The 12,557-nt window shown below is 41.0% G+C and carries 12 protein-coding genes; 9 read left to right on the forward strand and 3 right to left on the reverse strand.

The annotated features are described in order from the left end of the window. Positions 1-12 precede the first annotated feature (12 nt). Positions 13-774 (forward strand): dihydroorotate dehydrogenase electron transfer subunit, encoded by a 762-nt coding sequence (locus DWW52_RS03860; RefSeq protein ID WP_118714125.1) that lies wholly within the window; start codon positions 13-15, stop codon positions 772-774. Beyond that, the gene (locus tag DWW52_RS03865) at positions 762-1,667 is read left to right on the forward strand and encodes a dihydroorotate dehydrogenase (protein WP_118714126.1); all 906 of its coding nucleotides are present in this window, start codon (positions 762-764) and stop codon (positions 1,665-1,667) included. Before DWW52_RS03860 ends, DWW52_RS03865 begins: the two co-directional genes overlap by 13 nt. A 122-nt stretch (positions 1,668-1,789) precedes the next feature. Here DWW52_RS03865 and DWW52_RS03870 read toward each other — a convergent pair whose 3' ends face one another. Further along, a complete protein-coding gene (locus DWW52_RS03870; RefSeq protein WP_118714127.1) occupies positions 1,790-2,227 on the reverse strand; it encodes a helix-turn-helix domain-containing protein in 438 nt (145 codons plus the stop codon). A 650-nt stretch (positions 2,228-2,877) separates the two neighbouring features. Between DWW52_RS03870 and DWW52_RS03875 the strand changes: the two genes are divergently transcribed. Next, positions 2,878-4,659 carry an aminopeptidase P family protein gene (locus DWW52_RS03875; protein WP_118714128.1) on the forward strand — a complete coding sequence of 594 codons (1,782 nt, stop codon included), beginning with the start codon at positions 2,878-2,880 and terminating at the stop codon, positions 4,657-4,659. Between the two features lie 246 nt (positions 4,660-4,905). On the opposite strand, the gene DWW52_RS03880 is transcribed toward DWW52_RS03875, so the two are convergent. Further along, complete coding sequence (locus DWW52_RS03880; RefSeq protein ID WP_148315324.1) at positions 4,906-5,643, reverse strand: hypothetical protein; 738 nt, start codon at positions 5,641-5,643, stop codon at positions 4,906-4,908. 192 nt (positions 5,644-5,835) lie between these two features. On the opposite strand from DWW52_RS03880, the gene DWW52_RS03885 reads away from it, so the two are divergent. Then, positions 5,836-6,369, forward strand: coding sequence for an RNA polymerase sigma factor (locus tag DWW52_RS03885; protein WP_118714130.1), 534 nt, complete (start codon positions 5,836-5,838; stop codon positions 6,367-6,369). Further along, positions 6,362-7,636, forward strand: coding sequence for an outer membrane beta-barrel protein (locus DWW52_RS03890; RefSeq protein ID WP_118714131.1), 1,275 nt, complete (start codon positions 6,362-6,364; stop codon positions 7,634-7,636). Before DWW52_RS03885 ends, DWW52_RS03890 begins: the two co-directional genes overlap by 8 nt. Positions 7,637-7,990: 354 nt before the next feature. On the opposite strand, the gene DWW52_RS03895 is transcribed toward DWW52_RS03890, so the two are convergent. Next, complete coding sequence (locus DWW52_RS03895) at positions 7,991-8,455, reverse strand: hypothetical protein (RefSeq protein WP_118714132.1); 465 nt, start codon at positions 8,453-8,455, stop codon at positions 7,991-7,993. Positions 8,456-8,656: 201 nt separating this feature from the next. Between DWW52_RS03895 and purH the strand changes: the two genes are divergently transcribed. From purH to DWW52_RS03915, 4 genes are read left to right on the forward strand one after another with little or no spacing between them, the layout of a single operon-like run. Then, the gene (gene purH / locus DWW52_RS03900; protein WP_118714133.1) at positions 8,657-10,195 is read left to right on the forward strand and encodes a bifunctional phosphoribosylaminoimidazolecarboxamide formyltransferase/IMP cyclohydrolase; all 1,539 of its coding nucleotides are present in this window, start codon (positions 8,657-8,659) and stop codon (positions 10,193-10,195) included. A gap of 6 nt (positions 10,196-10,201) precedes the next feature. Then, complete coding sequence (locus DWW52_RS03905; protein WP_118714134.1) at positions 10,202-11,224, forward strand: rod shape-determining protein; 1,023 nt, start codon at positions 10,202-10,204, stop codon at positions 11,222-11,224. A gap of 4 nt (positions 11,225-11,228) precedes the next feature. Beyond that, the gene (gene mreC / locus DWW52_RS03910; RefSeq protein WP_118714135.1) at positions 11,229-12,056 is read left to right on the forward strand and encodes a rod shape-determining protein MreC; all 828 of its coding nucleotides are present in this window, start codon (positions 11,229-11,231) and stop codon (positions 12,054-12,056) included. After that, positions 12,049-12,555 carry a rod shape-determining protein MreD gene (locus tag DWW52_RS03915; RefSeq protein WP_118714136.1) on the forward strand — a complete coding sequence of 169 codons (507 nt, stop codon included), beginning with the start codon at positions 12,049-12,051 and terminating at the stop codon, positions 12,553-12,555. The genes mreC and DWW52_RS03915 overlap by 8 nt, the downstream gene beginning before the upstream one ends. Positions 12,556-12,557: the final 2 nt, after the last annotated feature.

The raw sequence follows: 12,557 nt of genomic DNA on the forward strand, positions 1-12,557 counted from the left end.
AAACACTAAAATATGAAGAAGCTAATAGATTTCACAGTCACAGAAAACAAAAGATTGAACCAGGACACCCTGTTACTGGTGTTACATTCGGATGAACTCCCGGATATACAACCGGGGCAATTCGTGAATGTACGGGTGGATCATTCCCCTTCGACTTTTTTAAGAAGACCTATTTCCGTGCATGACGTGGACGAGACACGTGGATTGCTCTACCTGTTTATCAAGATCGTGGGCTGCGGCACTTCGACGTTGGGAGAATTGCAACCCGGAAACAAGGTAAACGTGATGCTGCCTCTTGGGAATCATTTCTCTATACCCGACTCCGGCAGGCCTTTACTGATCGGCGGGGGGTGCGGCGTGGCCCCGATGTTACATTTATCACGGATCATGAAAGCTAACGGCTTGTCGCCCGTGGTATTAATCGGGACCCGGACAGATAAGGATATCCTTCGGAGAGAAGAATTTGAAAAATACGCCGAGGTATACTATACCACGGAAGACGGTTCTTTTGGGGAGAAAGGTTATGTCACGCAACATTCCGTGCTGAATGAAAAGTTCGACCATATCTTTTGCTGCGGGCCGGAGGTTATGATGAAAGCGGTTGCAAGTTACGCGGCCCAAAATAATATTGATTGTGAAGTCTCCCTGGAAAATACCATGGCATGCGGAATCGGAGCTTGCCTGTGTTGTGTCACTGACACGAAGGAAGGTCACAAGTGCGTGTGTACGGAAGGTCCTGTTTTTAATATAAAAGAATTAAAATGGCAGATTTAAGTATAAATATCAACGGTTTATCATTAAAGAACCCCGTGTTAACCGCTTCCGGGACTTTCGGGTACGGAACTGAATTTCAGGATTTTATTGATCTGGAACGTCTCGGTGGATTTATAGTGAAAGGTACGACTCTCAAACACCGGGAAGGTAATCCTTATCCCCGCATGGCCGAAACCCCGGCCGGGATGTTGAACGCCGTGGGATTACAGAATAAAGGAGTTGACTACTTCATCGAGCATATCTACCCGACGATTAAAGATATAAAAAGTAATATTCTGGTAAACGTTTCCGGTTCTACCGTGGCTGATTACGTCACAACCGCAGAGAAAATCAACGCGTTGGACCATATTCCCGCTATAGAATTGAATATATCCTGCCCGAACGTGAAAGAAGGTGGTATGGCATTCGGAACTAGCTGTGCTTCAGCCTCGGAAGTCGTAACGGAAGTTAGGAAAGTATACAAGAAGCATTTAATGGTCAAGTTATCCCCTAACGTCACGAGTATACAGGAAATTGCCTTGGCGGCAGAAGCCTCTGGTGCGGATTCCGTGTCTTTGATCAACACGCTAATGGGGATGGCAATTAATGTCAAAACCCGTAAACCGGTATTAAGCACGATTACCGGGGGATTAAGCGGTCCTTGCGTGAAACCGGTTGCTCTTCGTATGGTGTGGCAGGTTGCTAAAGCGGTTAAAATTCCGGTTGTCGGCTTAGGAGGAATCAGTTGCGCGAATGACGCGATCGAGTTCTTGTTGGCCGGGGCATCAGCCATCCAAATCGGTACGGCCAATTTTATCGACCCGACGATTTCCGTGAAAGTTGTTGACGGGATAAACGAATACCTGAATCAAAACGGATTCAAATCTGTCAAGGACATCATCGGACTGATATAAAAGAAAAAGGGAGTGTTTCATGTCGTAAAACAACTCAGCGAGAATTGGATATTTGAAAAAAATTCTGATAAAGATTCAAAAAAGAGGCCTATCGCCAAATAACGGTTTCGAGCGGCCTCTTTTTATTCTTTCTCGTAATCTTCAAAACTCCCGTCTTCAAAAAACAAAATAATTCGTTTGATCTTCTTCGATGTTTTCGGGAGAGTCTTGATCATTTTTACCTGATCGTCTTCCTCTGAAATTATACTACTTTTTTCCGGAATAACTGGAGTCACTTGTTTCTCGGAATTTTCATCCAAGTTAAATAACGTCGGTTCCTGTACCGGAGTTTTTTTTTCTTTCTCTACGGTTGAATCATCCATCGAGCCATTACCCGTGATCAACCAATTCAGACTAATATCCGGGTAAGCTTTCGCAATATTACTTATAATATCAAACCCCGGTTTATTTCTGCCAGCAAGAATATGAGATATTGTCGAGGCATTCACACCAATCATAGCTGCAAATTTGGTGGCAGTTAATCCCTTTTTCTCGATAATTTGGTTTAAACGTTCTTGCATAAGTATGTTATATTGTAAATCTTGAATTTACAAATGTAATGATTCGATTCGAGAATTCAAAATTACATTTGTAATATGCGAGAATTACAGATGTAACACGAGAAAGACGTGGTCATTTGTAATGTTATTGTTTAGAACTGTAAAACGCTCGCTATCAAGATGTTTGCAATAAAAATGCCTCTTAAAATAATAAACAATAGTTTTGTTTTTACTAAAATGTTTATTTACTGCATGTTACTATATAGAAAACGTTGTTTCTTATGTGTTATTTAAACTTCAAATAATGACACATAATAGCATGGTTTTCAATAACATAATATATCATTTTCACATTTATTCACTCGAATTATCATGAAAGATTCACGTTATGATTAGGATATACTTAAACAATTACAATACAATATACATTATTATATACTGGAAATAAATGATTTAGAATTAAATGTTTCTATTTGTTAATGTACAATTTTATCCCGACTCATTTCCAAATGTAATTATTACATTTGTGTAGAACACCCCTCCCCTTGCGATTTTATCGTGTTACATTTGTAATCCTCGTTTCTCATTCATTCCACTTTACAAATGTAATATTTTTCTATTTTGTAATCTCCTTTAAAAACTTTACATTTGAAGAACTAAAAAATTAAACCATGAATATACCCGAAAATTTAAGAGAATTGAGACGCATTATGGATCGTGAAAATATTGCGGCTTACATTATATCCGGAACAGACCCTCATAACAGTGAATATCTTCCCGCCCCGTGGCAACAGAGGAAATGGATCTCCGGCTTTACAGGATCATTTGGAACAGTCGTCGTGACGGCAAACGATGCCGGCCTGTGGACTGATACCCGTTATTTTATCCAAGCAGAACTGGAATTGGCCGGGTCCGGCATAAAACTTCATAAATTACGGATTCCCGGAGCTGTAGATTATCCTCAATGGTTGGCCGAAGTGTTGGAACCGAACACGAAAGTGGGTATAGATGGTTTCTGTATGTCCGTTAGTGATGTACGTAATTTGAAAAACACGTTAGCCCCTAAAAATATATCAATTCAGGAACAAACTGATTTGTTGGGAGAAATGTGGCTGGATCGTCCGGCTTTCCCCATGGGAAAATTGATTCGTCTGGATACGAAATATGCCGGGGAAACGGCTGCCAGTAAAATAGCCAAGGTAAGAGAGTTCATCCGACGTAATCAAGGAAATGCCATGTTGTTCAGCTGTCTGGATGAAATAGCCTGGTTATACAATATTCGTTGTAATGATATTTCTTACAATCCGGTTGCAATATCCTATGCTATCGTGGAGGAAAGCAAGGCACACCTTTTTATAAAACTGGATAAAGTGTCTCGTGAGGTCGCCGGACAACTGGAAGCGGACGGGATTGAATTACACGATTATCACCACTTGTTCCTCTTCTTGGATGAACAGGACAAAGATAACAGGTATTTGGTGGATACTAATACCTGCAACTATGCCGTTTTTAATTATCTGGCAAAGAAATTCAACGTACGAGAGATAGAATCCCCGATTCCATTGATGAAATCCGTGAAGAATGAAATAGAATTAGAAGGATTCAGATTAGCTTGCCGTAAAGACGGTGTTGCCTTGACAAAATTCTATTATTGGCTGGAAAACAAGTTGTCGACTCAAACGATTACAGAAATTGAGGCAGCGGAACAGTTAACCAAATTCCGTGCGGAAGACAAAGAGTATATTTCAGATAGTTTCGGTTGCATTTCTGCTTACGGGAAAAATGCAGCACTACCGCACTACTCCGCAACACCCGAACAACAATCGGATATACACCCGAAAGGTTTGTATCTGGTTGATTCCGGTGCTCAATACATGCATGGCACGACAGACATTACCCGAACGATGCCTTTAGGAGAATTAACTTCTTTAGAAAAAGAAGATTACACGCTCGTGTTGAAAGGAATGATTGATCTGAGTATGCTGTATTTCCCGAAAGGTTCCAAGGGATGTAACATTGACGTGGTTGCAAGGTTGCCTTTGTATATGAATCTGAGGAATTTCGGGCATGGAACCGGGCATGGCGTCGGCCATTTCTTAAATGTACACGAAGGCCCTCAATCTATCCGGCCGGATTTAAAAAATCAGGAAATGTTACCGGGTATGGTGACCTCGAACGAGCCCGGATTGTATCGGGAAGGTTCGCATGGCATCCGCCACGAGAACCTGATCGTCTGTCAACCGAAAGCGATAAACGAGTTCGGTGAATTTTACCAGTTTGAAACAATAACCCTTTGTTATTTTGATACCTCTGCCCTGTTGGTTGAATTGTTGACTAAAGAGGAAATTAGTTGGTTGAACGCTTATAACGAGCGGGTTTATCAAGAGGTTTCTCCTTATTTGGAAGAACAGGTGAAAACTTGGCTACGGGATAAAACGAAAGCCATATTGTAACAGAGTTCTGTTACTGTTAAGGAAGAGTTCCCATACAGATAAGGCTACATAAACAGATCACAGCCGTTTCGCCTACGTGGAATACCCGTTTGATAGAACGGCTTTGGACTGTAGATTAAACATTTGTACTACATACGTATTTCCTTATTTCTCCCTTATCACTTATGGATTTCAATTAGAACTCTTTTAAATAAAAAGAACGCTATCAGATAGCGTTCTTTTTATTTATAATTTTAAGCAAGTATTTTATTTTTTCTCAAAGACTGCAGTTTTATCACTTTCTTGATATAAAAGGATTTGCGAAGAAGAATTTATAGTCGCGGCTATTGTTAAATAGTAGGTTCCTGCTGTCAAATTACTAACTTTTGACGCGTAAGTATTTTCATCTATAGTTACAGCTCTTGTTGTTGCAAGTTGAGACTCTGAATAGCTTGCTATAATAGCAACAGATTCAAAGTAAGAATCAGATTTTTTTTGTTTCAAGATGATCCAATAATTTGTTGCATTTTCTACCTTATTAAATTCAGCTTTGATAGTATTACTCTCCAATTGGATGTTACCTACCAGCCTCGTTTTCATTTCAGTAGTATTATTTATAGATACAGGAAACGTTGCACCTTCTCCTTCTTGATTAGAAGCACTTATTGTAAAAGTACCACTTGGGATTGTTGAAGACGGCATAACTAAAGAGGTATTTGTAATCCAATAATACGGATTGCCAGTCGTTTGGGTCATTGTAAATTTATTGCCTGAGGGGAATGTTCCTGAGCAAGAATTTATAACTTCATTTCCCATTACTAGGATAACGGGTGTAAATTCACTTGATGTTGCTTTTCCATCTTCTCCTTCTGTGATTACGACTTGTTGAATATATCCAGTTCCACCTATTGTAAACGGATCATCCTCGCTATCCAAACATGATGTCATCGCAAAAGCCGCGATCAGCAAAACCACATACTGCTTTAAATTTAAAATTGTTTTCATTTTTAGTTGTTTTATAGTTTCAAAATATTCGTGATTACGCACCACTTTATGTAATTTTACTGCGAAGATTCGCAAAAAAATAATACTATGCAAAAAAAACGACAGCTTTTTAGTTGATAATGATTTTTTTTTATTTTTTTGCGCAGTGAACGCAACCATTTATAAAACGGTGCATCTAACCAATAGTTATCGATGTGTAATTTGGACAAAATAGTAGAGCGATGCAAGAAAGGAGACAGAAAAGCGGGAGAACAACTTTATCACATGTTCTCGGCTAAAATGTTTGCCGTATGTATTCAATACTCCAAATCACGCGAAGAGGCTGAAGATAATTTGCAGGATGGTTTTATAAAGGTGCTAGAGTCGATCGGACAATACAAGAGTAAAGGCTCATTTGAAGGCTGGATGAAGCGTATTTTTATCAACACGGCATTGGAGAAATTCAGGAAAAATCGTACTGTACAAGTTGTCGAGGAAGTCCCGGAGATAGCGGACGAAGATGATATTGATGATGATCTGAGTATACCTCCTGAGGTGCTGTTTGAATTTGTCAATCAATTACCGGAGAAATACAAGTTGGTATTTAACCTGTACGTCATGGAAGACATGCAACACAAGGAAATAGCAGCGTTGTTGGGTATATCCGACGGTACATCGAAGTCTAACCTGGCACGGGCAAAGGATATTTTGAAGAAGAAGATAAATGCATATTTGAGAGATGAGTGAGAAGATAGAAAAACTATTTAAAAACGCCTTGGAACAAGTTTCCGTTGAACCTCCGTCACGAGTGTGGGAAGGCATAAATTCCCATTTCGCGATGAAACAGAGACGCATGAGGCGAATTTACACGTATAGCGGTGTCGCCGCCGCCGTGCTTCTATTATTCTGCGTGGGATATTTCATGCAAAACCAGCACGCTAATATTTATACCCCCTCCTCTATCGTGGCATTGAATTTTGACAATAATCAAGATAGCAATAAGATACTAGCATTTACTTCAACTTCTCATTCAATACCAGAAATTAAAAAGAGAATCGTACAATATTCAAATAAAAATCTTGTCCCGGTGCCCACGTCAACGTCGGTATGGGAAGGGTTGGAAAACGAGCAGCCGGAAGGTGATTTGAAAAACAACGCCATTCGCTCCGAATTTATACCATTGGTTAACCAGAGTGCCATTGAGAATCAAAGAAAATACACGGAACTTCTTGAGGGAAAAAGTAGTACCCCTGTCAAGACAACTAAGGTAAAATCCGAGAATGAAGCTAAGATATTTAGTGTCGGCGGGTATATTTCACCGGGATATTCATCGGGTAATTATCGCACCAGTGGCTCCAATACCCGTTCCGCTCAATACGAAAGCAGTCAGATGAGCGGTATTCTTAACATAGGTGGAGGGTTGACTTTTGCCGTAAAACCTACAAAACGAATCTCTATCGAGACAGGATTGGGGTACTCCCGCCTGGGACAAAAAACGGATGACGCGCAAGTCTACGTGCCGAGTGGCGATATGGTTTCCTATAATGCCAATACACACGCCTATACCCCACTGGGAAGCGTGAAAAATAAAGCCACCGCGACGGTTTCCACCCCGGAAAACTTTATTTCGTTGAAAGGAGAGCAAGATAAAGAAGGAAGTATTGAACAACAGTTTGATGCCATCGAAATCCCTCTGATTTTCCGTTATCACCTGAATGACAATAAAGTAAGATTCAGCGTTCTTGGTGGATTCGGAGCCAGTTTCATGGTGCGCAACCACACGTACGTGAATTATAACGGGAAAAAAGAGTTTATGGGCGAAGCGGAGGATATCAGAACTTTTAATATCAGCACAAACATCGGTTTCGGGATAGAATACCCGATCACCAAGTCGATTGCAATAAAATTGGAACCCGGATTCAAATACTACTTGCAATCTTTGAGCAAAAGCGAGTTTATTGATTTCAAACCTTACTCGTTCACATTCTCCACGGGTATCGGGATAAACTTCTAAGATCAAAACTTGTTTTCAACTTCACAAGAATCCGATTAAATATTGGATTTAGGCTATTACCGAAATTCGATTTATCGAGGCCTATCCACGAAATGACACATCCCTTGGCTATACTTACGGTTGCCCATGAACATTAAAGGTATCCATATACAATAACAACGGAACATATACCCTCGTCGTCGTTTATACATTGTTGTTGTTATGTACTTGTTGTGTTCATGAGCAAGAGAAAAGGTAGCTCCTCCCCAAACAACAGTTAGATTACCGGAGACTCATGGGGATAGAATGTAAATTCAACCGAAAGGCAAGAAAATCGGTGAGGCGGAAAGCTTATTAAAGGATATTTAGACCGGCCTAGTATTTGCGATTCAAAATTTCACTGGAAATAATAGCTTTACGGATATCGAATTCAAAATCGCTAAAACCATTTTCTTTTGGTTGCTCGTTAGACGTTTCCTCGTCATCTTTAAAGATAACGGTTGTCTTCTTCTCCCGTCCTCTTCTGGCTTGCTGTAATTTTTCTAACATGGCATAACGTTCTTCGTCTGTTTTCCCGAACCCTTCTATACTTACCTCTTTTTCTTTCTTCATTTTCTCGGAAAGCGCATCATCAATAGGCAGCACGGATGGGAATGTCATTTCTGGTTCCCGCGTGATAATCACGTCGTCTTCCAAATCTTCATTCTCTTCTTCCGGATAATGAAATATAGGTGGTGTGGCTTTTGCTTTCTTCTCTTTCGAAGATTTAAAAAAGCCAATAGCACTCGCTCCAATAGTCAATGCCAAGTAAATGATCAAATCAAGCCCGTTATCGCTCATAATATCAATAAATAAACGGTGACAAACACCCTTGTGAAAGATTCAAATTTTTACCAAATATACTCTTTTTTTGGACATTCGGAAACGATCGCAAGAAAAATATTACATGAAATTATTTTTTGTGTAAAAAAATAGTATTCTTTTTTTACCTTTGTCTGCAAGTAATATTACGTTTGGAACAATATAAAATTAAATATCCGGATGAGAACGAAAAGAGCATTAATCAGTGTATTTGACAAAAGTGGGATTGTTGATTTTGCTAAATCGCTAAATTCTATGGGTTGGGAAATTATTTCTACCGGAGGAACCTCTAAGAAATTGAAAGAAGAGGGAATACAGGTAAAAGATATTTCAGATTTAACCCAATTCCCAGAGTGTTTTGACGGTAGAGTAAAGACTCTCCACCCGAATGTAGAGGGAGGTATCTTAGCGATACGAGACAACGAAAAGCATAAACAGCAAATGACCGAGTTAGGAATCGAACCGATCGACATGGTCGTTTGTAATCTATACCCTTTTAAGGAAACTATCCTTAAAGAAGGAGTTTCACACGAAGAAATTATAGAAAATATTGATATCGGCGGGCCGACCATGATTCGTGCTGCCGCGAAGAACTATCCTTTCGTGACGGTGATTACCGATCCGGAAGATTATTCGAGAGTTATCGAGGAAATTCGAGCACAAGGAGACACTTCACTCGAAACTAAAGAGCTATTGGCCGCGAAAGTGTTTATTCATACGTCACACTACGATGCTCTAATAGCCAACTATTTCTCTAAACGATTGAACATTCAATCTCCGAAGACCCTGACGCTTACTTTCGAGAAAAAACAGGACCTTCGTTACGGGGAAAATCCTCACCAGTCTGCCACGTTCTACGCCCAAGTACAGGAAACAGAGGGAACGTTGACGGGTGCGGTTCAATTACATGGAAAAGAATTATCTTATAATAATATCGGGGATACCGACGGTGCGTTGGAGACGTTGAAAGAATTCGAAGAACCGACGGTGGTGGCTGCCAAACATGCTAATCCTTGCGGTGTGGGTAGTGCTGCCACTCTGGCGGAAGCTTTCAAGAAAGCCTATGACGCAGACCCAGTTTCTATTTACGGCGGAATTGTTGCTGCCAACCGGGAAATTGATAAGGCCACGGCTGAAATCATGTCTCCCGTTTTCTTGGAGGTAATTGTCGCTCCTTCCTTCTCGGAAGAAGCGTTGGCGATCTTCTCGAAAAAGAAAAATTTGAGATTATTACAGGTGTCCAATATTAGTAAACGGGATTACACCGCACCAAAAGCCAAGACCGTTTTGGGAGGGCTATTGATACAGGATATGGACCTGCAATTGCTTGACGGGGAATTAAAATACGTGACTAATCGTCGTCCGACAGAAAAAGAACTGGAAGATTTGTTGTTCGCGTGGAAAGTTGTGAAGCATACTAAATCTAACGCTATTGCGATTGCAAAAGACAAATGTACCACGGGAGTCGGTCCCGGACAGGTCAGTCGGATCTGGGCTTTGGAGAACGCGATTCGTCAAGGCGGCGAGCGTATTGCCGGTAGCGTGATGGCATCGGATGCCTTCTTCCCTTTCGCCGATTGTGTTGAAGCCGCCCACAAGGCCGGTATCACCGCGATCATTCAACCGGGTGGGTCTATCCATGATCAGGATTCGATTGACGCGGCGAACAAGTACAATATTGCGATGATTTTCACAGGAATGAGACACTTCAAACATTAATTGAATATGGGATTGTTTTCTTTTTTAACACAAGATATAGCGATCGACTTGGGAACGGCGAACACGATCATTATCATGAATGATAAAATGGTTGTGAATGAGCCTTCCATTGTTGCAGTCGACAAAAAAACGGAAAAAGTAATTGCCATCGGCGAGAAAGCGCGCCAGATGCAGGGTAAGACACACGAGTATATTAAAACCATACGTCCTCTCCGGGATGGTGTTATCGCGGACTTTAACGCTGCCGAACAGATGATCCGGGGAATGATAAAGATGGCCAACGGGAAAAGCAAGTTCTTCTCTCCTTCTTTGCGGATCGTGGTTTGTATACCTTCCGGAAGTACCGAGGTCGAATTACGTGCCGTTCGTGACTCGGCAGAGCATGCCGGGGGACGTGACGTTTATATGATTTACGAACCGATGGCTGCCGCTTTGGGTATCGGCTTGGACGTGGAAGCCCCGGAAGGAAACATGATCGTGGATATAGGTGGTGGTACAACAGAGATTGCCGTGATTTCTTTGGGTGGTATCGTTACGAATAAATCTATCCGTATCGCGGGTGATGATTTGACGGATGATATCCAGGAATACATGAGACACCAGCATAACATCAAGATCGGTGAGCGTACGGCGGAGGAAATCAAGATTCACGTGGGTTCTGCTCTATCCGAACTAGACGAGCCGCCTGCAGATTTCGTGGTACAGGGACCGAACCAGATGACCTCTCTTCCGGTGGAAGTACCCGTATCCTACCAGGAGATTGCCCACTGTATCGAAAAATCAATTTCAAAGATTGAGATTGCTATTCTGGCCGCGTTGGAACAAACGCCACCGGAACTGTATGCCGATATCGTGAATAAGGGAATATACCTGGCCGGAGGTGGTGCATTGCTTCGCGGTTTGGATAAACGTCTGTCAGATAAATTGAATATTCCATTCCATATAGCAGAAGACCCGTTACGGGCCGTGGCCAGAGGTACGGGAATTGCGTTAAAGAACGTAGATAAGTTCTCATTCCTTATAAGATAGTGATGTGAAAGAGATTATAAAACTGATATTAAAGTATCACTTTACTATAATTTTTATATTACTGGAAATCGTAAGTTTCTCTCTGATCATTCGCCACAACGAATATCAGAGAGCAATTTTCTCAGAAAGCGCCTCTATACTATTCGGTAACATATCGGCAATTGCTACCGACGTGAAAAATTATTTTCGTTTGAAAGAGACCAATGAATCTTTAGCAAACGAGAATATTTTGTTGAAAAACCGTTTAGAGCAATACGAACTATCACGGGATACGATTGTCCAAGGCACTTTCATGCAGGACAGTATACCCGTATACGAATATATCGGGGCAAAGTTGGTTAATGCGACATTCAATCGGACCAAGAATTATTTAACGCTGGATCGCGGGCTTAAAAATGGAATCTGGAAGGAAATGGGCGTTTGCAGTCCTGACGGTATTGTTGGATTAGTACAGGATTTGAGTGGCCAGTTTGCTATCGTGATCCCGCTCATTAACGTGGACTCCCGTATTTCGGCTAAAATAAAAAAGAATAGCTATTACGGTTCCTTACAATGGGATGGAGTTGATTACCGTTACTCTTACTTGAATGATATTCCTTATCACGTGGAAGTAAACGAAGGGGACACGATTGTCACATCCGGTCTTTCAAAAATATTCCCGGAAGGGATTACGGTGGGCTATGTTGAATCTGTCGACAAAGAGACGGCAAACTTCTTGAAAATAAAAGTCCGGCTGGCTGTTGATTTTAAACGTCTGGATTACGTGTATGTCATATTAAACAACAAGAAAAACGAGCAAACAGGATTAGAAGCCATAAACTATCATGAATAATATAAATTATCTCATTCATTTGTTGATACTATCTCTCTTGCAGATCGTGATCGTGGATAACATCCACCTTGGCTCCTATTTTTACTTGAATATTTATATTCTCGCCATATTCCTTCTTCCTTACAAGTTGAAAGGTGTACCACTCTTGTTGTTCGGGTTCTTGCTTGGTCTGCTTATGGACTTTGCTGATAACACGGTTGGTATACACGCGGCCGCTTCAACTTTTGTAGCATACATTCGTCCCCGACTGCTGCAACTAACCTCTACCCGGGAAGAATTGGAAGACGCTCACGGAGTACAAGGACTGACGGATTTCAGATGGTTTCTTAAATATTCTTTCATGTCCACGCTGTTATTTAACGTGGTACTCATTTTTGCAGAGGCCTTTACTTTTAGAGATATACTTATCACGATGATCCGGATTATTTTAAGTACTTTTATCTCCATGTTGTTCATGTTGCTTTATTATTTCATCGGGATCAAAAGAGCGCAGAAGTAACC

Source organism: Odoribacter sp. AF15-53 (assembly GCF_003479425.1).
GTDB lineage: Bacteria > Bacteroidota > Bacteroidia > Bacteroidales > Marinifilaceae > Butyricimonas.